The organism is Rhizobium sp. SYY.PMSO (assembly GCF_046840415.1).
Classification (GTDB): Bacteria; Pseudomonadota; Alphaproteobacteria; order Rhizobiales; family Rhizobiaceae; genus Rhizobium.
Genome location: NZ_CP177351.1, coordinates 1,494,135 through 1,516,729 on the forward strand (window position 1 = coordinate 1,494,135; position 22,595 = coordinate 1,516,729).

At 60.9% G+C, this 22,595-nt stretch carries 12 protein-coding genes; 1 reads left to right on the forward strand and 11 read right to left on the reverse strand.

Features of this window, described 5'->3' with window-relative positions; all coding sequences use genetic code 11:
- Positions 1-74 precede the first annotated feature (74 nt).
- Positions 75-8,567, reverse strand: coding sequence for a GH36-type glycosyl hydrolase domain-containing protein (locus tag ACJJVH_RS33505; protein WP_412066603.1), 8,493 nt, complete (start codon positions 8,565-8,567; stop codon positions 75-77).
- 190 nt (positions 8,568-8,757) lie between these two features.
- Here ACJJVH_RS33505 and ACJJVH_RS33510 point away from each other — a divergent pair, with 190 nt between their 5' ends.
- The gene (locus ACJJVH_RS33510) at positions 8,758-9,084 is read left to right on the forward strand and encodes a hypothetical protein (protein WP_162751676.1); all 327 of its coding nucleotides are present in this window, start codon (positions 8,758-8,760) and stop codon (positions 9,082-9,084) included.
- Positions 9,085-9,402: 318 nt separating this feature from the next.
- On the opposite strand, the gene fhuB is transcribed toward ACJJVH_RS33510, so the two are convergent.
- The 10 genes from fhuB to ACJJVH_RS33560 form a co-directional block, all read right to left on the reverse strand.
- A complete protein-coding gene (gene fhuB / locus ACJJVH_RS33515) occupies positions 9,403-11,388 on the reverse strand; it encodes a Fe(3+)-hydroxamate ABC transporter permease FhuB (protein ID WP_113360126.1) in 1,986 nt (661 codons plus the stop codon).
- Positions 11,389-11,392: 4 nt separating this feature from the next.
- On the reverse strand, positions 11,393-12,172 hold the full coding sequence (locus ACJJVH_RS33520) for an ABC transporter substrate-binding protein (RefSeq protein WP_162751675.1): 780 nt from the start codon (positions 12,170-12,172) through the stop codon (positions 11,393-11,395).
- Between the two features lie 155 nt (positions 12,173-12,327).
- Positions 12,328-14,712: a TonB-dependent siderophore receptor gene (locus ACJJVH_RS33525; protein ID WP_162751674.1), complete on the reverse strand. Its 2,385-nt coding sequence runs from the start codon at positions 14,710-14,712 to the stop codon at positions 12,328-12,330.
- Positions 14,713-14,889: 177 nt separating this feature from the next.
- A complete protein-coding gene (locus ACJJVH_RS33530; RefSeq protein ID WP_112794618.1) occupies positions 14,890-15,837 on the reverse strand; it encodes a FecR domain-containing protein in 948 nt (315 codons plus the stop codon).
- Between the two features lie 76 nt (positions 15,838-15,913).
- Positions 15,914-16,423: a sigma-70 family RNA polymerase sigma factor gene (locus ACJJVH_RS33535; protein ID WP_112794617.1), complete on the reverse strand. Its 510-nt coding sequence runs from the start codon at positions 16,421-16,423 to the stop codon at positions 15,914-15,916.
- A 511-nt stretch (positions 16,424-16,934) separates the two neighbouring features.
- Positions 16,935-18,740 (reverse strand): ABC transporter ATP-binding protein, encoded by a 1,806-nt coding sequence (locus tag ACJJVH_RS33540; RefSeq protein ID WP_113360131.1) that lies wholly within the window; start codon positions 18,738-18,740, stop codon positions 16,935-16,937.
- A 3-nt stretch (positions 18,741-18,743) separates the two neighbouring features.
- Complete coding sequence (locus tag ACJJVH_RS33545; RefSeq protein ID WP_113360132.1) at positions 18,744-19,682, reverse strand: ABC transporter permease; 939 nt, start codon at positions 19,680-19,682, stop codon at positions 18,744-18,746.
- Entirely contained in the window at positions 19,682-20,656 is a 975-nt protein-coding gene (locus ACJJVH_RS33550; RefSeq protein ID WP_412066604.1) for an ABC transporter permease, read from the reverse strand. The genes ACJJVH_RS33545 and ACJJVH_RS33550 overlap by 1 nt, the downstream gene beginning before the upstream one ends.
- Positions 20,657-20,660: 4 nt before the next feature.
- Complete coding sequence (locus ACJJVH_RS33555) at positions 20,661-21,632, reverse strand: nucleoside hydrolase (RefSeq protein WP_113360136.1); 972 nt, start codon at positions 21,630-21,632, stop codon at positions 20,661-20,663.
- Positions 21,629-22,588 carry a nucleoside hydrolase gene (locus tag ACJJVH_RS33560; RefSeq protein WP_113360139.1) on the reverse strand — a complete coding sequence of 320 codons (960 nt, stop codon included), beginning with the start codon at positions 22,586-22,588 and terminating at the stop codon, positions 21,629-21,631. Before ACJJVH_RS33560 ends, ACJJVH_RS33555 begins: the two co-directional genes overlap by 4 nt.
- Positions 22,589-22,595 lie beyond the last annotated feature (7 nt).

The window sequence follows — 22,595 nt, forward strand, 5'->3', positions numbered from 1 at the left end:
ACCTGTCGCTTGGCATTTCCGCAGCAAGCGACAGGAAATCACATTGCAGACTTCGATTGACAACGGGACTTCGCTCACGAGGACGCGAGCGAATATCCCTCTTCCAGGTCGTCGATCACGGTCCCGTTGACCGAAACCGAATATCCGGCTGCCCCATCCGCTCTCGAAACCGAAACATCGTATCTGCCGCCGGGAAGCTCCAGCCCGGCCGAGTAGCCGTTCCAGCCCGCCGGCAGGACAGGCCTGACGTGGAGGCGTCCGTTCTCGGTGCGGATGCCCAGTATGCCTTCGATTGCCGTGCGATAGAACCATCCGGCCGAGCCGGTATACCAGCTCCAGCCACCGCGGCCCTTAAGGTCGCCTTCTCCATACACGTCACCGGCGATCACATAGGGCTCGATGCGATAGATGTCCGCGGCGGATTTATCGAGCGCGTGGTTGATCGGGTTCAGCATTTCGACAGCGCGCCAGGCGTCTTCGCCTCGGCCCATTCGGGCAAGGGCAAGAGTCGCCCACATGGCGGCATGCGTATACTGGCCGCCGTTCTCGCGGACGCCCGGCGGATAGGCCTTGATCACACCGGGATCATTGACCGGCTTGACGAAGGGCGGGGTCAGCAGACGGATAAGCTTGCCCTCGTCATCGACCAGTTTGTCGAGGACAGCGTTCATGGCCATGTTGCTGCGCTCGGCATCGCCCTCGCCCGAGAGCACGCTCCAGGATTGCGCGATCGAGTCGATCTTGTCTTCCGCCGACTGGCTGGAGCCGAGAGGCGCGCCGTTGTCGTAATAGCCACGGCGATAATATTCGCCATCCCAGCCGGCCGTTTCGATCGCGGTCTTGAGCTGTGCGAGATGATCCGACCAGCGGCTGACGCGCTGCTTGTCGCCGCGGGTTTCGGCATAGGCGATGAAGCGACGCAAGGCGCCCGCGAGGAACCAGGCGAGCCACACGCTCTCGCCGCGGCCGGCCATGCCGACACGATCCATCTTGTCGCACCAGTCACCGCTCATCATCAACGGCAGGCCGTTGACGCCCGTGCGCTTGATCGCGAGATCGAGGCCGAGCGCGGCGTGTTCGTACAGCGATGCGGTCTCGTCGGAAACACGCGGCTGCAGGAATGCGTCGTACTGGCCGGGGCTGAGCTGCGCGCCTTCGACGAAGGGCAGCATCTCGTCCATGATCGAGCTGTCGCCGGTCACCGTGCAATACTGGTCGACGGCATAGGCGAGCCAGACCGGATCGTCGGAGATGTTCGTGCGGACGCCGGCACCGCTGTCTGCCAGCCACCAGTGCTGGAAGTCGCCTTCCGGAAACTGTCGGCGGCCGGTATTGAGGATCTGCTTGCGCGCGATTTCAGGCGAATGCAGCAGGAAGGCCAGCGAATCCTGCAGCTGGTCGCGCAGGTTCCACGCGCCGCTCGACTGATAGAAGGCGGTGCGGGCCATGATGCGGCAGCTATAGGTCTGATAGGGCAGCCAGCTGTTGACCATGAAATCAAGTCGCTGGTCCGGCGTGGAGACACGCGTCTTGCCGGTGAAATTCTTCCAGAACCCACGCGTCTTCTCAAGAACCTCGCCAAAGCCGACGGAGCGGATGTCGGCGATGAGAGCGGCCGCTTCTTCCTGCGAGGCGGCGTCCCCCATGTAGAAGCAGATGTCGCGCACTTCGCCCGGCTCGATCGTCAGATCGAATGCCAAGGCGGCTGCCGGATCGCCATCGAGGTCGACGGCATTGGAGAGCCGCGAGCCGGCGGAGACCGTGCGCGGCTGCTGGATCGTTCCGTGCCGGCCGATGAATTCGCGGCGGCTGGTGGAAACGCTCGACGGTGCTTCGCTTGCCGCAAATGCCGCGACACGGGTTCCGAAGCTCACGCTGAACGGATTTTTCGCAAAGACCGCACCACTCGCGCTGTCGAAGCTCGATATGATGAAGGGCTTGCTCTTGGTCGGGTTGTTGCCGAGAATCCATTCGGCATAGCCGTAAAGGCGCAGCTTGCGTGCCTCTTCCGCATCATTGCGGATGCGCAGCTGCGTCAGCTTCACGGGCTTTTCCATGTCGAGGGTCTGCGTGACCTCCAGGGAAATCTCGTCCTGAACCGTCGAGAAGACCGAGTAGCCGAGGCCGTGGCGGACTTCGAAACGCGTGTCGGAGCGCTGCGCCAACGCCGCATACGGCACGATGACGGAGCCACGGTCGAGATCCTTCAGATAGAAGGCCTCGCCCGGCCGGTTGGTCACCATGTCGTTGGTCCAGGGCGTCAGCTGATGGTCGCGGGAATTCTGGCTCCAGGTGAAGGCAGCGCCTTCAGCCGAGACATGGAAGCCGAAACTCTCATTGGCGATGATGTTGACCCACGGATGCGGCGTCTGCTCGCCGCCGGACAGGCGCACGACATATTCGCTGCCATCGGCCGCGAAACCGCCATAGCCGTTCCAGAAGGCAAGATCGCTGCCGTCGACGGGTAGAGCCTCGGCGGCGTCGCGCACCATGCGCGGCACCAGAGTGGAGTCGCCCCACTGCCCGAGCAGCGCAGGCGAACCGGAAACGGACCTGGCCTTCTGCACCTGGTCGATGAGGCTGCCGTCGCGACCGCGCAACACGACGCGCGAGGCGGCGATGATGGCGTCGTAGGCTTCCGGAGCCGTCAGATCCTTGCGCAGGACGTAGATGTTGCGCTGGATGCCGGCGACCTCGCTGGCGTGACGCGCTGCGTCACAGAGCTGGTCGATGGTGCGCTGCATTTCGGCAGCCGCCTCACCGGCGCGCTCGTTGAAGATAACGAGATCGACCTCGACCCCGCGCGATTGCAAGAGGCCCTGCGCACGCAGCAACTCCTTGACGAGATCCGTGCCGAGCTCGTCGGTAATGCGCAGGGTCATCAGCGGTGCATCGCCGGACAAAGTCGCGCCCCAGAGGACAGACTGCGACCTCAGGCCTTCGCGGACCGCCTTGCTGTCGGCGCGCAGTGCCATGTCGGGATAGATGATGTAGCGGGCAAAGCGCTGGTAGGCCGCCGCCTCCTTCGAATTGACGCCGATCTGGCGCAGCTGGCTCTGCGTTCTCGTCCATGCCTGAACCAGACCCTGGGCATAGCTTTCCGGCTGGCGATAGTGCTCAACCGCTGCTTCAAGTTCGCCACGCTCGGCGGCGGCAATGGTCCAGAAGGTTACGCTGACCTTCTCCCCGGCCGGCACGCGAAGCGTCCGGCGCAGCGACAGGCAGGTGTCCATCGTGAAGCCGCTGCTATTCGAAAGCTGCGCGCCGGCGTCGAAAGCGGCGGCTTCCGTCAGCGTGCGCCCTCGACCGAGGAAGCGCATGCGATCCGTCTCGTAGTGGGTCGGCAGATCTTCGCCCGACGTATCGACGATCAGATGGGCGATGGCGACTTCGGGATCCGTCACGCCGCGCTTCTGGCGCTCGACGAAGATCGCATCGCCATTCGCGGCGATTTCGGTCTTGAGGAACATACGGGCAAAGACTGGATGGCCCGTATCGACCGCATCGAGCGTTGCCACCGGCTCCATATAGGAGGTGACTTCAATGACCCGGTCTTCCGTGCCGGTATTGCTGATCGTCAGGCGGCGGCCTTCGGCGTCGTGATTGCTTGCAACGAAGACTTCCATTTCGCTCGTCAGATCGCCGACGGTCTTGGTGAACTCCGCCTTGTCGTCGCTGAAGCTTACCCGAACGTGCTCGTTGGCAATCGAACGCGGCTCTGCGGTGGCAGACCACCACTCGTTGGATGCCGTGTCGCGCAAAAAGACGAACGACCCCCAGCGATCCTCGGTCGGATCGGCGCGCCAGCGATTGACGGAGAGGTTTTTCCAGCGGCTGTAACCGGAGCCGGTCGCCGTCAGCATGGTCGAGTAACGGCCGTTCGACAGCAGCAGCAACTCGCGCTCGCGCGATGCCGGGTCTTCCAGACGACGCACTTCGGGGCGCATCAGGTCGCCCTGGATGGTCGCGGGCGCATCGGTTTCGTGCTTCGAGGCCATGACGGGAATATCGCGCGGCGCCTTTTCCTGCAGCAGCAGTTCGGCAGCCTCGATCACCGGATCCGCGTGGAACAGCTCTCGCAGCAAGCCGTCGAAAGCCACATTGGCGACAGCGGCAATCGACATGCCGTGATGGTGCGCATAGTAGTTGTAGACCACCGCGCATTGCTTGCCCTCGGGCACGCGGCTTGCCGTGAAATCGACGGCATCATGGAAACCATACATGCCGAGCGCGCCGACGGCCCGCAACCGGTTGAGGTTTTCGAGGGCTGCGACCGGATTGTACTGGCTGGCCAGCAGCGAGGCATAGGGAGCGATCACGGCGTTCTGCCCGAGGCCGCGTTTCAGGCCCAGCGTCGGCACCCCGAAATTGCTGTACTGATAGTTCATCTGGTGATCGCGAGCGTTGAAGGCCGCTTCCGAGATGCCCCAAGGCGTGCCAAGCTTGCGCGCATAGTTCATCTGCTCGATAACGATCAGATTGTTGGTCTGGTTGAGAATCCCGCCGCTGCGCTCCTGCATGACGAGAGGCGGCATCAGATATTCGAACATCGAGCCGGACCAGGAGACCAGCGCACCGCGCGTACCGACGGGCACGACGTGGCGGCCGAGCTTGTACCAGTGCTCGGTCGGCAGATCACCCTTCGCCACGGAGAAGAGGCTCGTCAGACGAGCTTCCGAGGCGAGCAGATCGTAGCAGGCGGCATCCACTTCTTCCGTCTCGACGCGGAAGCCGATCGACAGCAGCCGGCGCTCCGGACGGTAGAGGAAACTGAAATCCATATCGAAGGCGATTTCGCGGGCGCGATTGCCGATCCGCATCAGCCTTTCGCCGATGTCGGATGCCTGCGAGACATCGAAAGCCTTGTCGACCTGATGGAGTTCGCAGGTTTCGACCAGCTTCTCCGCCCAATGGACGACCTCGTCGCTCTGCGTGGTCTTGACTTCCCTGTCGAGGCTTCCGGCAAGTTCGCGGATTTCCCGTGCCTGTCCGGCAAATCGTTCGATGAGACCCGAGGAGAACTCTTTCTCGCGCTTGCCGGTCGCGACCGCGGCTTCGAGCTCGGCGATACGGCCGTCGAGGCGGTCGTGGAGCGATCGGTTCGACCGCGTATCGCCATCGAGTTCCGAAAGCACCTCGCGCAAAATTGCGGCGACATCGCCGATGCCGTCGAGATCGGTATGGATATGGGCAAGAGGAGACTGGGCCCAGATACGGCATGCCGATGAAACGGCAATGAGATGGCCGGCGAAATTCCCGCTATCGACCGACGAAACATATTTGCGGCCCAGCGGCTTCAACGTATCCGTATGATACCAGTTGAACAGGTGTCCGCGATATTTCTCCAGCTTTTCAACCGTTTCGATCGTCTGTTCGATGCGCTCGACGGCGTCTACGAACGAAATCCAGCCGAACCGACGCGCCGAAATGACCGACAGCAGATAGACGCCGATATTGGTCGGGGACGTACGCATGGCCACGACGGCATGCGGCGTCTGCTGAACGTTGTCGGGCGGCAGGAAATGCTGATCGGGAACGACGAAGTGGTCGAAATAGCGCCAGGTACGCCTTGCGATCTTGCGCAATTCGTTGCGGACCTCATCGGGAACGACGAGACGATCTTCCGTTTCCGCCGTCTGGCTGACCAGCCAGGCGATGGCCGGCGACAGCACCCAGAGAAGGACGAAAGGAAGCCCGACCAGCCAGGCGATATCGCCGGAAGAGGCCGCGAAGATCAGCGCCAGGATGGCCAGCAGCGGCGCGCGCCACATGACCTTGTAGTGGCCGAGGATCGTGGTCTGGGCCATGGCCTGCGCGCTGGCGGCAGTACGCCACTGCAGCATCAGCTTGCGGCTGACGAACATGCGGTAGAGCGAACGGACGATCGCATCGGCCATGACGCAGGCGATGTCGGCAATGAAGATGATGCGCAGCGCCACCTGGGCATTGGCATTCTCGATATCTTTCCGGATGGTATGGAGATGCGCCTGCAGGATGATGTCGCTTGTTCGCGGAATGATGCCGTTGATCAGCGACAATGTCGGAGCGACGAACAGGCTGAAGATCAGCAGGATCTGCCAGACGAGCGCGCCGAGAGGATCCATCCAGTACCAGCCGAGAACGGATGCCAGGAGCCAGGCGATCGGGGTCAGCGAGCGGCGCAGATTGTCGAGCATCTTCCAGCAGCCGAGCGCGGTGATGCCGCGGCGATCGTCGAAAATGTACGGAATAAGCTGCCAGTCGCCGCGTGCCCAGCGATGCTGACGCGAGACTTCGACCTCGTAGCGGATTGGGAAATCCTCGACCAGCTCACAGTCCGTCACCAGCCCGCATCGCGCCATCGAGCCTTCGAGAAGGTCGTGGCTCAAGATGGAGTTTTCGCTGATCCGGCCCTTCAGCGAAGCCTCGAAGGCATCGACATGGTAGAGGCCCTTGCCGGTGAAGCTGCCCTCGCCGGTGATGTCCTGATAAACATCGGAAACCGCAAAGACGTAAGGATCGAGACCACGATTGACGGAGAAGACGCGCTGAAAGGCGGATGCATCCTTGCCCGTCGTCAGCGACGGCGTCACACGCGGCTGCAGCACGCCATAGCCATCGACGACGCGCTGCTTCTTGTCGTCGAAAACCGGCCGGTTGATCGGATGGTGCATCTTGCCGACGAGCTTCGTCACGGTATCGCGAACAATGCGCGTATCGCTGTCCAGCGTCATGACGTACTTGACGTCCGCCGGCACCACATCGACGCCCGGAATAAAGCTCGTGTCCGGGCTGCCGCGCAACAGCATGTTGAGTTCATGCAGCTTGCCGCGCTTGCGCTCCCAACCCATCCAGACGCCCTCGGCCGGGTTATACTGCCGGCGGCGATGCAGGAGATAGAAGCGCTGCCTGCCTTCCTCCGAGTAACGCGATTCCAGCTCGGCGATCTTGCTTCGCGCGTAGTCGAGGACTTCGAGATCGCGGGCGGTCTGTTCTTCTTCCGCGTCCGGCCAGTCGGTCAGGAGAGCGTAATAAATCTCGCCGCGAGCATTGGCAAGATAATGCACCTCGAGATTGCGGACGAGTTCGTCGACATGCTCGCGCCTGCCGATCAGGGAGGGGATGGTGACGAGCGTGCGCGCGTCCGCAGGCAATCCCTTCTTGAACTCGTAGCCGACCAGGCGATCCGGGGTAATGAAGAACGTGGCAAAGAAATTGAAGAGGCCCGTCGCGCCCTCGGATGCAGGAAGCGCAAACATCAGCAGCAGAACAACGGTCGCAAAAAGCGGCATGCCGGTGTCGACGAACACCCATTCGACCAGAATCAGTGCCAGCAATGTCAGGAAGAGCACGGGAATGGCGATCGATAGCCAGTTCAGCTTGCGGACCATGCGCATGAAGCGCAGGCCAAGCGTCGGCCGGAAACCGATCTCCGCCTCGAGCGCCGGGCGCCCGTTACCGACGAAATAGTAGCCGACGTTGCCCGCAGATCCGTCCCTTTGCTCGCTTTTTGCACGTTCGGTCAGCCGGACGGCCGCCTCGGCAATATCCATTTCCGTCTTGTCGGAGCGTTTTGCGAGCTTTTCGATCTGGCGGCGATAGCTGTTGCGCGAGCCGGAATCGAGCTCGGCATAATCCGTCTGCTGCCAGAGCAGCTTGTCGATGGTGCTGACCTCTTCGACCCATTCGGACCAGTCGGTGTCGTTGATCTCGCGCAGGCTCTTGATAATGCTGCCCATGAGCGCATTGGCTGCGCCAAGGCGGGTCTGCTCGGCCGACATGACGGTTTCCGCATCCGTCCCCCTGGCGGCAAGCTTGCCTTCGAGCCAGTTCAGCGCGGCTTCCGTTGGCTCGAGCGCATTGCGAAGACGATAGTGCAGCTGCGTGACGAAGGTCGTGTCGTCGATGTTGGCGGCCAGCGTCTCCAGATGTTGCGCCGCGCCGGCATCGCCGAGCGCAATCGCCTCGGTGGCCGCCGCATTGGCGGCCGCACGCATCTGACGGCTCTTGTCGATCTGCGATGCCACCCGGCGAAGATTGTCGATCAGTACGTAGCGCACCAGCGAAGGCAGAGCCCAGAGTTCGCCGATCCGCAGAGTTTCGCGATCCTGAAACCCCTCCGTCACCGCCGTCATGCCGGCATTGCTGATATTGCTGTGCGCATGCGCCATGTAAAGCCAGGCGAGTGCGAGCGTGCGCGGCACCTCCGTCCCATCGAGCTTGATCTTGCGCAGTTCGCGATAGAACTTCTTCGGAAAGTCACGGCGAACTTCCTGAATTGCTTCCTCGACGATGTAGTGATTGTCGAGCAGCCATTCGGCGGCCGGCGTGATGCTCTCACCGGCGTCGACATCCGTCGCGGCGGCACGATAGACCCGGAGAATCTCGGTCTCGTTCTCTTTATGGCGGAGATAAAAATCGAAGTCTTTGAACTGAACGAAATCCAGCGTCCGGTTCTCGGCAAATTTTGCAGCCCTGGCCCTCAGCTGATCGTTTGACAAAAGAGCGGCGCGGATGCCGAATTCGCGATCCGAATGATCCATCTGGGAGGTTGAGGCAGAATCGTTGACAGTATCTTTAGACGACATGTGTCTTTCGCTTTTGTCGCGTCGTTTCCGGAATCCGGGGTTCTGGAAACGACAACCGGGAGCCTGAGATCTTCGTTACAGCACCCCACCCGCTTGACAGCAACCGGGGCAATCGTTGCCGCTTAACTAGCTTTAACACCCTGAACGCACGATTAATCGATCGACGCGTTCGGCAATCTTCGCTGCGTTTATGTCTATCTTCTTCAAGATCGGCACTCCCAACCGGGCATATTGTCGACCGTCAGGGCCGCTCGGCAAGGGCAATACCCATGGTGCCCGAATGGTTCCATTTTTATCCTGCAAAGTTCACGAACAAATTGAACGTCTTGCAGGAAGAGCTGTAATGGCGGTGATTGGCCCACCCTTTCTCATGTGTTTGAAAATATCGAGCAATTCAAGGATGAGCCGGATGGCGACGCCGATCTTCGGTGTCGACTTGCTTAGCTTACCAATGATTTCTACCAAAGCAAAAGCGGGCCTATCGCCCGATGGCTATAGCAATCCGCCTGTCGCCTGAGGAGCGTGCGCGCTGGGCTGAGAGCCGCTGTGCAGGCGCAGATCCTGCGCTTCCCATGATGGGTAGAGAGCTTCTGGATATACTGACTCAATATTCAGGATATTCTCAGGAAGATCCGTATCGACCCCGGCGTAATCTTGCTTGAGTTTCGCTCAAAAGGAGCTCACCTGGCTTTTTGCTCTTGGAAAGATATGAATTGCGACCCGATTCAAGGTCCTGATAACAATTGGCGGATTTGGCGTAAATCGTCCCCCATGACCATTCACCATCGGCCGGGCGAGGAACTTCAGAGGGACACGTCTCGGTGCCCTGGTGCGTTCAGGTGGCACGCTTGTGGAAAAGCCATAGGTAATAAGGCCCTCCAATCAATGTGGCGAGCAGACCTGCGGGAATCTCGTAGGGAAACGAAAGGTTTCGCCCCAGCCAGTCTGCGAGAACCATGATCAGCGCACCAAGAATCGCCGTAAGAAGCAGGTGAGAAACCACCCGCCTGCCGCCGAGTTTTTCGGCAAGATGCGGCGCCATCAGTCCGATGAAACTCAGGGGGCCCACGATCAGCGTTGCAATTGCACAAAGCACCGACACGAGCATCAGCATAGCCATCTGCGCCCGTCCGACGGCGACGCCGCCGGCGATGGCAAAGGGCGCGCCGAGCTGCAGCATCGCCTGCCAGCGCCTTAGAAGACATGCAGCGCCGAGACCGGCCATTGCCACGACAGCCATAAAAACGGCAGAGAGCGGCGAGATGCCATCCGTCGATCCGACAATCCAGAGCTGGAGGATTTGGAAACGCGGGTCGGGTAGGAGTGCGATCGCGCTCGAGATCGCGCTGAGTACCGTGCCAAGACCTATCCCGACCATCAGAACATGCCCTGCCGCAGATCTGCCGCGGCGCGCAGACAGCGCCAAAAGTGCAACCACCACTCCCGAACCGGCGACGGCTCCGATGTTCTGGGTCACTGGCAGATCCGGCGAAGCGATGAACATGGCAAGCAGGGCGCCAAGGATCGCACCGCTTGAAACGCCGAGAACTTCAGGGCTTGCCATCGGATTGGCGGTCAATCGTTGCAGGCTGGAGCCGGCAATCCCCAAAGCTGCTCCGGCCGCGGCCGAGCCCAGCACGCGCGGCCACCGCCAGGGGAGAACCTTTGCAAATCGATCATAATCGAGGATATGCCAGCCATGAGCGTCCCGTCCGATCATCATGGCCGCCGCTATGCCAAGAATCGCCAGAACAAGAACGGCGGGCATGGTCGGCGCACGCGGGATCGAAAAAACGGAGGCACCCGCGGCGGCCGTCGGCGGCGTCGCCCTTGGCTTGCGCAATAGCCACAGGAGCACCGGTGCGCCGAGCAAAGCCGTCAATGAGCCGGCAGGAATCGACTGCGCCATGGGACCGGATGCAATTAACAGTTGATCGGTTGCCAGCAGCAGCGCCGTACCGGTCGTTGCGGACACCAATAGGCGCGCCGCCATTCGCCGGGCTCCAAACAGATGAGCAAGCCAAGGGGCGGCGAGCCCGACGAAGCCGATGATCCCCACGCAGGCGACGATGACGGCGGCAATCCATGTGGCCAATATGAGTGCCAGCAACCGAAAGGCTCGAACAGAGACGCCCAGTCCTGCCATGATCTCATCTTCGACACTGAACAATGAGAGCGACCGTGTGGCTGGAAGAAGAGCCACGGCAGCAGGAAGAAGGGTGAATACCAGGGTTTCGGCTGCCCCCCAGTCATTCTGCCGAAGCGCTCCCGAGCCCCAGAATGACAATGACACCATGCCATCGCGATGGAATGTGATGATCATCGACGCAAGTGAGCCGAACACGAGATTCAAGGTCAATCCGCTTAGGGACAGTGCAAGAACCGACAATCCGTGACCCCAGGCCAGGATCAGCACCAGCGCCATGGCGAGCCCCGCTCCTGCCATGGCGATAAGAATTCTCTCCGGCATCCCCAGCCCTGGCAGCAGCCAGGACAAGGCCGATACCGCAAGATAGGCACCCGAAGAGACCCCGAGTGTCGAAGGTTCGGCCAGCGGATTACGCAGCACTTGTTGATAGATGGTTCCGCACAATGCGAGCCCGGCACCACAGAGCATGGCGACGGCGATACGCGGCAATGCGCTATAGAATGCGATGGCTGCAGGCAGATCCCCTTCGCGGGCTCGCTGCGCCAGATCGTGCCATCCAAGCTGCGGAAATGCGGCTTTGAGATTGAACCCCGTCAGCACGAGAGCCAGCGCAAGCAATAGACCGCCGACGATAAGTGCATTTGCGCTGGAGGATTGAGCCCGCGGTTTCATGCGATCATCCGGGGATGCCTTCGAGGCTGGAGGCGATCGTTTCTGCGAAACGGATAGTCGTCGGCAGCGCTCCAAACCCCCAGAATGACGGGATCCTGGTAAAGCGACCCGATCGAACCGCTGGCAATGTCGCCCACAGCGGGCTCTTCGTCAGGGCTTCCTCCGGCGCAAGCCCGGGAGAATCGATGAGTATTATCCGGGCCTTGGGATCTGTCGCGAGTTGCTCGATGCCGATGACGGCCCCTCCCCACAGCAAAGTGGGTTCGCCCTGCCATGCGTTGACGAGGCCGAGCTTGGAAAGAGCGGCGTCGAACAGGCTTCCCCGCGAGAAAACCGTGAGATTATTGTCGTCGATCATCTGTACGAGATACAGTGGAACCATCGGCTTGGCCTGCATGCTCTTTCGCAACGACGCGAACCTGGCCTCCACACCTGCAAGAAATGTTTCCGATTCGACTACACGTCCGGTCAGGGCTCCGATCTTGCGGACCGCATCGCAGGCATGCCGATAGACGTCGCCCTCCCCGGTATGAATGCCAATGGTTTCGACCGGCGCGCATCGCGCAAGCGGTGCCCGCAGCGACTCCTGCCAGGTCTGGATAAGGATGATGTCGGGAGACAGTTGCGCGATATATTCGAAATTCGGTGCACCCTGCAGCCCGATGTCGACGGTCGTGGCCGGTGTCCTTGGTTGCCCCACCACCAGATCATAGGACGCCGTCTCGGCCGCGGCGATCGGCGTGATGCCCAGGCCATAAAGTGTCTCGCTGATCGCCCAGTTCAAGGAGGCGATTCTGCGTTCTTGCGGCGCCGCCTTCGACGTCAGGGGATACCCGATCAGAGTTGCGGCTGCGCCGGCGATAAATCGCCGGCGTCCCAACGGGTTTCCCATCCGACCGTTTGCCTGCGGGGCACTGCCGGGCCGGGACCGGTCCCGGATCACCATTTTACCGAGACGGTGCCCAGCACCGCCCTGCGCTCTCCATAGTAGCAGAACGTATCGTCATCGCAGGTGCCGACATATTTCTTGTCGAACAGATTGGTGCCGTTGAGCGCGAAACGCCAATCCTTGTAATCATAGTGGATGGAGGCATCGACGAGGAAATAATCCGGGATCTTCAGCGTATTGGCGTTGTCGCCGTAACGGCTGCCCACATAGCGCGCACCCGCGCCGAACCCAAGCCCCTCGGCTGCGCCGCTTTCGATGGTCTTGTCCAGCCACAGGCTGGCCATGCTTTTCGGCACGTCCTTCGGCCGGTTTCCACGTAGAGACGGATCATCGTCCTTGGTGATCTCTCCGTTATTGTATGTGTAGTTCGCGATCAGCTTCAGGCCGTTGTCCAGATCGGCGACCCCCGCCACTTCGAAGCCGCGCATACGGATGGCTCCGGTCTGTGCGTAGGTCACCGGCGGGCCGGGATTGGTTGTCGTCACATCGGTCTGGTCGAGATTATAAGCGGCAACCGTCATGTAGCTGTTGTAGCCGGACGGCTGATATTTCACGCCGACCTCGTATTGCTTGCCGGTGGTCGGCTTCAACGCATCGCCGGTCGTCGAATTCAGCCCGGGCGACGGCTGAAACGAGGTCGAATAGCTGAAGTAGGGAGCGATCCCGTTGTCGAAAAGATAAAGGAGGCCGAAGCGCCCGGTCAGTTTCTTGTCGTCGTTCTCGACGGTTGGATTGCCGTCCGAAACCAGATCCGTGTCGCTGGTCTTCGCCCAGTCGTAACGCAGCCCGCCGGAAACGCGCCAATTGCCGAAGGCAACCTGATCCTGCGCATAGACCCCTGTCTGCCGGAGATGATCGTCGGTCGCGAAATCGACCGCCGGTACGGTGAAAGGCTGGCCGTAGACCGGATCGAGCACATCGAGAGGCGACGCCGATCCGTCGCTCTCATACCAACGGCTGTGCGAACGCATATAATCGACGCCGAACAGAAGCGTATGATCGAGCGGCCCGGTATCGAACTTGGCTTGCGCCTGCGTGTCCACCGCAAGATCATGAAGATTGGCGCTTGCACCCAAAGTCCAGCGGTCGAGTTGAGTGGTTCCGGGGATGAACCCCGAGGTCCCGATCTCTTGAATATCCGTATCCGTATAGGAATAGCGCAAATTCTGGCGCACCGTCCAAACGTCGTTGAAACGATGCTCGAACGAATAGCCCACCGACCTGCTGGAGCGGGTAATATCGTTGAAATCGGGCTCTCCGGTGAACAGGCTGGTTGGAATCTTGCCGAACGACGCGCCGTAGAGCGTGCCCAATGCCGGCAGGTTCTGCACCAGGCCGCCGTCGTTCGATCGTTGAAACTTGGAGAGGAAGGTAAAGGTCGTATCCTCATCCGGCTTCCAGGTGAAGGCGGGCGCAATGTAGTAGTTCTTGGTGTCGACGTGATCGACCTGGGTATTTGCCGTCCGCGCAATACCCGTCAAGCGATACAGGAGAGTTCCGTCGTCGCTGACCGGCCCGCTGAAATCGAAGGCACCCGATACGCCCTTCGGCGAGCCGACCTGCCATTGAAATTCGTGCAGCGGCGTATCGGTCGGACGTTTGCTGACCGCGGCAACGAGGCCGCCTGGACTATTCGCGCCGTAGAGCGATGATGCCGGCCCGCTCAACACCTCGACCCGCTCAAGCCCATAGGGTTCTATCTTCGGCGACAGCAGCGTGTAGTAAGTGTTGGTGGTCAGGCCATCCAGATAGGGATTGGTGCCGGGGAAACCACGTATCATGTAACGGTCGATACGCGCATCCGTGCCTCCGTACTCTTCCGCAAGCACGCCCGGCGAATAACGCAGCGCCTCTCCGACGTTGCGCACCGCCTGATCCTGAAGCTGCTTGCGGGAAACGACCGATATCGACTGGGGCGTTTCGGCGAGCGGCGTGTCGGTCTTCGTGCCCGAAGCGCTTTGCGTCGCGACCAGTCCGTTTACCGGCCCCCACGCACTTTCCTTGCCGCTCCGAATTTCAATGGGTGCCAACGCAGTCGCACCGGTGCTGTCGACGGTGCCCCCCGCCGCTGCCGCCGAAATCGCGACCGTTGTGGAATTGGTGAATGAGAAAGACAGGCCGGATGCCTTGAGGATTCGGGCAAGCGCCTGATCGGGGGAGAGATGTCCGGATGCGCCGGGCGACTTCTTGCCTGCTGTGATCGACGGGGTATAGGTGACCTGAAGACCGGATTGCCTGCCGAAGGCGGCAAGCGCCTGATCCAGCGACCCCGCCGGCACCGAGAAGTTGACCTCGGCTGTCGTTTGCGCAAGCGCCGGGCCTGTGTGCATGACACCCAGGCCGACCGACATGGTCGACACCATCAACGCAGCCAAGCCTGCTCCGCCGCTATTCCTGTCCCGAAGCAGAAAAGCCAATCCACGCCCCATTAAACCACTCCAATTCATACAGATGCGAAAGAGCGTGCTTTGCCTGCTCAAGCTCGGTATGTGCCGCCCTATGGATGGAGACGAGCGTGGCCGCTGGATTTTCTCTTTTCCTGAGGAAAAAAATCAGATTTTTGTAATGACGGTGAGCCACGGAGAAATCTGACGTACCCTGCCGCCATAAGGCTGGACGACGGCTTCGAGTGCCCTGAGCGGCTGATTGAGATCGAACACCCCGCTAATGGGCAGGGACCCGAGGCCCGGATCGGCGACCAGTACTTTCCCGGACTGCCAGCGGGTAATCCTGGCAATGACGGCCGAGATCGGCTCGTTGTCGGCAACGATCATGCCGTCGCGCCAGACGGCGATCTGCCCGAGGTTGCGTGCGCCGCGATCGAAACGTTTCCCGTTCGTATCGACCCTCAACCATTGACCGGCTGAAAGTTGCGCCCGGTCGACTATCGAGGCATCGACCTGCACCAGGCCGTGATCGACCGATATCGTCACGAAGCCGTCGTCATCGCTGACATCGAAGGCGGTTCCGAGCGCGGTTGCCGTGATCTCATCCACGCCAACGGAGAAGGGACGATCGGCATCCTTGGCAACCTCCGCGAACGCCATGCCATAGAGCAATCGTATGTCTCGCCGCCGCTCGCTGAACGCCACCTTGATCCCGCTATCCGGGCCGAGCGTCAGCACGCTTCCATCCGGCAAGGCAACGCGTTTGATCTCGGCCGTCGTCGTGGCAAAATCGGCACTTGCCCTTGCGATGAGCCCCGGACCGGCCAGCCCCCCGGTTGCAGCCGTCCCGAGGAGGAGCGCCCCCATGAGCATCAATTTGCGTCGGGAAATCCCAGGTGCGGATTCGAGCTGATACTGATCCGTGAGAACTTTTCCGGACATGGCGTGGATTTCCAGTACCTCCGCCCATATGCGCTCGTGCTCCGGACTCATTGCGCGCCAATGGCGGATCATGTTTAGCGCAACGGGATTGCTGCGATCGTTCTGCAGGCGGATGATCAAATTCATCGCCTCTTCGAACAATCGATCATCGTCGCCTGTGTCTTGCTGCATGAGTGGTCTTGTCGGTAAGCTGGATCGGTTGGGCACTATAGATGGAAACGAACAAGCGCTTCAATTTATCCGCACTTCAGTCGGCGGCGGCCTGAAGGCGCTGCCTGATGTGGTGGTAGGCCTCCCGAATCAAAGTCCATGTCCGTGTCGACGACAATTCGAGCTGTTCGGCAACCTCGTTGATCGTCATATCGCCAAGACGGTGCAGTTCGAACGCGAGCCGGGTGCGTTCGGGAAGCTCTGCGAGCGCGGCAGCGGTAATTGCAAGACGCTGCTGATCGTAGACGATCGTTTCGACCGAAGGACTGAGATCGGGAATCGCGAAAAACTCTTCATCCGTGAGGTCGGCATACTGGACGAGGCGCTCCCGCCGGTAAAAATCGATACTGAGATTGCGGGCGACATGGAAAAGAAGCGCCCTCGGATTGCCGGCGCTGCGATCGGAACGGCCATTGTAGGCCAGCAATCGCACGAACGCATCCTGCGTGAGATCGTGAGCTGCTTCCCTGTTCATGCCACGCCGGCACAGAAAGCGTACGACTTCCTTGGCATGCCGTCTAAAGAGACCGTTTAAATCCCAACTCATAGTCACGTCCCGCCAGCGCGAAAATATTGCATCAGCTGCTCCGCTGCGGTCAGCGACTAATCAGGATTTTCCTGCTCTGCAATAGTTCAGGAGCGGACCGATCGATTGGAAATCCGACAGCCGGATAAAAATATGATTGGAAATATCATGTTTTTTCATGGGATAAGCCCGGACCGATCCGGACTTGCCCGCATCGCCCGGTTGCCGCCAGACATAACGTTTGTTCCCGCCAGTGACTAATACGCAACAATTCTCCGGTCATACGGCATGCCGCCATGGCTCCATAATTTCCCGGACACAATCCTCCGCCTGTTAAGCGGGAGATGCGGGATCGAGACGAAAGCGGCGTGGAAGGATACCCTCACCCAGAGCGCTTCCGCTTTTCTTCGAAGCGCGAAAACGCTCTCTCCTTTTGCCTTGACGCAAATCCGGACGGAAAACGCTATGCACTTTTCCTGGAATTGCTTTAACCCCGGTGGCTGTTCGCGCTGCCCGGCGATTGCCTCCCCATTCAGGCAACCCGGAGAAAATGTCCCGGGCTCACTTGTTCATAGGTGCGTTTTGGCGGCTCATAGTTTGCAACACGGAACGGACTTCCGATCTCCTCATTGGAGATACGGCGCGTCGAACGGCGGGTCGGGTCGGCAACAGGGACCGCCGCCATCAGACGTTTGGTATAGTCGTGCTGCGGATTCTCGAAAACCGCCCGTCGAGGCCCGATTTCGACGATTTCACCAAGATACATCACCGCAACACGGTGGCTGATGCGCTCCACCACGGCCATGTCGTGGCTGATGAAGAGATAGCCAAGTCCGTATTTTTCCTGCAGGTCCAGCATGAGATTGATGACCTGCGCCTTGACGGAGACGTCGAGCGCGGAAACCGATTCATCGGCGATGAGAAGCTTCGGCTCGAGCGCGAGTGCGCGGGCGATGCACACACGCTGGCGCTGCCCGCCCGAGAATTCGTGCGGGAAGCGATCCGCCATCGATGCCGAAAGGCCGACCCGTTCGAGAAGGTCGCCGACGCGACCCTTTGCCTGCGAGGCGCTTGCCAGCCCATGCGCGATGATCGGTTCGGCGATCGCCTGGCCGATACGCATGCGCGGATTGAGGCTTTCGAACGGGTCCTGGAAGATCATCTGCGCTTCGCGCCGGATATTGGCAAGATCGTCCTTGCCGGCTTTCAGGACATCCTTGCCGTCGATACGGATTTCGCCGGACATTGCCGGGGTAAGACGAATGATCGAACGTCCGGTCGTCGATTTGCCGCAACCGGATTCGCCGACCAGCGACAGGGTTTCGCCCTGCCGGAGTTCGAGCGAAACACCCTCGACGGCGTGGATGTTGCCGACGGTCCTGCGCAGGAAACCGCGCTTGACCGGAAAACGGGTGATGAGGTTGTCGACCTTCAGGATCGGCGGCTGATTGAGCCTTACCGTATCCTCGGTCGGCTTCACAGGCTGCACCGCGCCGGTCGCCATATCCACCTGCGGAAAGCGCAATGGCCGGTCCGTCCCGGTCATCGAGCCGAGCTGCGGCACGGCCGAGAGAAGCGCGCGCGTATAGGGATGCCTGGCGCCGGCAAAGAGCGCGGCCGTCTTATCCGTCTCCACCTGCTCGCCGCGATACATGACGACCGTGCGGTCTGAGATTTCAGCAACGACGCCCATATCATGGGTGATGAAGAGGACTGACATGCCCTCCTCTTCCTGCAGCGTCTTGATCAGGCCGAGAATCTGCGCCTGAATGGTCACGTCCAGCGCAGTCGTCGGTTCGTCGGCGATCAGAAGCTTCGGATCGCAGGCAAGCGCGATCGCGATCACCACGCGCTGGCGCATGCCGCCGGAAAAATTCATCGGATATTCATCGAGGCGCGATTTTGCCGAGGGAATGCGCACTTTTTCGAGCAGGCGCACGGCTTCGGCCTCGGCCTGCGATTGCGACATGCCGCGATGCTGCACCAGAACCTCGGTGATCTGCCGGCCGATCCTCAGGACGGGATTGAGCGAGGTCATCGGCTCCTGGAAGATCATGCCGATCCGATTGCCGCGGATCGCCTGCATATCGGCAAGCGGCAGCGACAGGAGATCGCGTCCCTCGAACTCGATCCTGCCGGTGATCTTCGAATTGGCCGGCGACAGAAGCCGCATGATCGACATTGCCGTGACGCTCTTGCCGGAGCCGGATTCGCCGACGACGGCAACGGTTTCCTTCGGGCCGATATCGAAGCTGATATCGCGGATGACATTGCGCCATTCGCCTCCGACGCGAAAGGCCGTGTTGAGCTTGGAGATCGAAAGGATCGGTTTGGTCATGGCTCAGCCTTCCCGCCGTGGATTGAGGATATCACGCAGCGCATCGCCGATAAGATTGATCCCGACGATGAGCAGAAGAAGCGCCAGGCCCGGAAAGAAGCTGATCCAGTAATCGCCGGAGAGCATATATTCGAAGCCGTTGGAAATCAGCAGGCCGAGAGACGGCTGCGTGACCGGCAGGCCGATGCCGAGGAAGGAGAGCGTCGCCTCCAGCATGATCGCATAGGCCACGCGCATCGTGGCAACCACGATCAGGGGCGGCAGGCAATTCGGCAGGATATGGCGAAAGAGGATGCTGCCATCGGGCAAGGCCATCGAGCGGGCCGCGTCCACATAGGCGCGTTTGCGCTCCACCAGCGCCGAGCCGCGGATCGTGCGGGCATAATAGGCCCATTGCGTGACGATGAGCGCCAGGATGATCTTGTCGACGCCCTGGCCGAGGATCGCCAGAAAGATCAGCGCGATGAGAATGGCGGGGAAGCTTAGCTGGATATCGACTATTCGCATCAGGAAGGCATCGAGGCGGCCGCCGACATAGGCGCTGACGAGCCCGATCGAAGCGCCGATGACCAGCGCCACGGCGGCGCTCGATATCCCCACGAGCAGGCTGGTACGCAAGCCGTACAGGATCGCGCTCATCAGATCGCGACCCTGATCGTCCGTACCGATCAGGTAAAGCATGCCGCTCGTGCTATGCGAGCCGGGCGGCAGACGCCCATCGAGAATGTCGAGCTGGGACAGGTCATAGGGGTTCTGCGGGGCGAGCAGCGGCGCGAATATTGCCGCAACCACGAAGATGGCGACGAGGATCAGCCCTGCCAGCGCAAGCCTGTCGTGCAGAAGGGCCGACATCGTCTGCCGGAAGGGCGAACGCGAGACGGCCTTGTCTGCACCCGCCTCGCCCGCATGCACCGAACCAGCGTTCGAGCTATTGTCGGCCATTACGAATTCCCTTCGAGACGAACGCGGGGATCGACGATCGAATAGAGAATGTCGACCAGCAGGTTGATGACGCTGAACATAACGACAGTGATCATCAGATAGGCGAGGATGACCGGTCGGTCGAGCACGCCGATCGCGTCGATGATGAGCTTGCCCATGCCGGGCCAGGCGAAGATCGTCTCGGTCACGACGGCAAAGGCGATCAACGATCCGAGTTCGAGGCCGATCACGGTGATCAGCGGGATCAGCGTGTTCTTCAGCACATGCACGGTGACGATCCGCCGCTCGGTCAGGCCCTTGGCGCGAGCGAACCGGACGAAATCGAGCTGCATCGTCTCCATTACGCCGGCGCGGGTCAGGCGGATGACGAGCGAAATCTTGAAGAGCGCCAGATTGAAGGCCGGCAATACCAGATGGGAGAGGCCGTCCAAGGTGAGGAGGCTGAGCGGCACCCCGAAAACCGGCACCGTCTGGCCCCGGCCGGAGGCTGGCAGCCAGCCGAAATGGACGCTGAACAGCATGATCATCACGAGGCCGATCCAGAAGGTCGGCAGGCTGAAGCCGAGGATCGAGAAGGTCATGATCGATTTCGAGATCAGGCCCTTCGGCTTCAGGCCGGCATAGACGCCGAGCGGTATGCCGATGACCAGCGCCATGATGAGCGCGACGAAGGCAAGCTCCAAGGTTGCCGGCATGCGGCGAAGGATCAACGTCAGCGCCGGTTGATTATAGACGAAGGAATTGCCGAGATCCCCCGACAGCGCGCGTGTGAGAAACAGCCAGTATTGCTCCCAGACCGGCTTGTCGAGTCCGAAGGACTGAATGACCTGAAGACGCTCCGCCGGCGTTGCCGTAGGACTTAAGAGCACGTCGACGGGATTGCCGACGAGATAGAGCCCGGCAAAGACCAGAACCGACATGACGAGCAGCGTAAGAATGGTCTGGATCGACCGGCTCAGCAAATATCCGCCCATGTTTTCAACCTCCCTGCGCTGTCTTCCCGAACCCGTTCCGCCCATAGCGGACGACGCGCTCGATCAGCAGTGCGATGAACCCGGCCTCGTCGACCTCGGTGATAACGGTGGCATTCGGCGGGCGATCCATCTTTCCGTAAAAGTCGGCATAGGTGTAGCCCATGGTGAGGCCCGTCACCTGCACACCGACGAAAGCTTCGCGGCCGCGAAACAGATCCGGACGGATGAGCCAGGCGATCGTCGTGGCGTCGTGGATCGGACCGCCCGGCCTGCCGAAGCGCCCGATATCGCTGCGGTCGAAGGTCGAAAACAGATTGAAAAGCGCATTCCCCGCCTCGCCTCCCGCCCGAAACTGCTTGAAATGCTCCGAGGTAAACAGGGCCTGAAACGTCATGTCGAGCGGCATGATGACGATCGGTACGCCGGACCGATAAACGGCCTCGGCGGCATGCGGATCGGCATAGATATTGAACTCGGCCCAGGGGGTGCGGTGGCCGAGCGCCGTGAAGGCTCCGCCCATCGAAACGATCTGCCGGATGCCGGATGCCACGTCCGGATGCTGGATGAGCGCCAAGGCGATATTGGTCATCGGCCCGATGGCACAGATGGTGATCTGATCGCCGGCCTTTGCCGCTTCGCGCGCGGAGCGCACGATGAAATGGACGGCATGCTCGCTGGAAGCGCCGATGTCGCCGGCCCTGACCAAGCCATCGTCAAAGGCGCCGATGCTGGCATATTTGCCAAAAACCTGATCGCGGACCAGCGGCCCGGTAGCTCCCGCATGAACCGGCACGTCGTCGCGGCCGCTGAGGCCGACGATCTTGCAGGCGTTGAGCACCGTATCGCGAAGGGGAACATTACCGGCAACGATCGACAGGCCGAGCACGTCGATTTCCGGCGATGCGAGCGCCATCAGGATGGCCGCGGCATCGTCCACGCCCGGGTCGGCATCGATAATGACCTTATGACGTGTCATGCGATGGCCTTTTCGGCATAGCGCGACAAACGCTCGAGAAAGAAGGCGATCACGCCCTCGGCATCGACCTTCGTGACGATGTCGGCATTCGGCTCGAGACCGCTCTTGCCATACCAGTCGGCAATGGTCTGGCCCATGCAGAGTTCGCTTTCGTGCTCCACGAAGACGCGGGCCTTTTCGGTCGCGAACAGATGCGGGGCAAGGATGTAGGCGATCACCAGCGGATCATGCAGCGGGCCGCCGCGCGAACCGTAGCGGCGCACATCGTTGCGATCCCAGAAGGCCATCAGCTCGGCAAGCGTCTGCGAGATGCGCCCGCTGACGCGCGCGAACTCGGCGACATGCTCCGGCTTCAGCATCACCTGATGCGTCGCATCGAGCGCCAGCGCAACGAGCGGTATTCCGCTTGAGAAGACGACATGCGCCGCATGCGGATCGGCCAATATGTTGAATTCGGAGGTCATCGTCCGGTTGCCCGGCTCGCGATAGGCGCCCCCCATCATGACGATCCGCTCGATGCCATCGGCGATCTGCGGCTTCATCCTGAGGGCGACGGCGATATTGGTCATCGGCCCAAGGCAGCAGAGCGTGATGCGCTCGCCTGTCTGTGCTGCCTCGCTCAAGGTGTCGATGAGGAAATCGACCGCGGATTTGCTCTCCGCCGTCTTTTCAGGCTCCGGCAAGACCGTATTGCCAAGCCCGGTCTTGCCGTGGAACTGGCCGTGGATCGGCTCGCGCAACATTGGGCGAAAACAGCCTGCAAAGACCGGGATCTCGACACGACCGCCGAGCTCGCACACCTGAAGGGCGTTGCGCACGGTGCGCTCCAGCGGCTGATTGCCGCAGACCGGCGTGATGCCGAGTATATCGAGTTCCGGCGACACGAATGCGGTCAGAAGTGCGATCGTATCGTCAATTCCCGGGTCGCAATCGACAATGATCGAAATCGGCTTCATGGTGAAA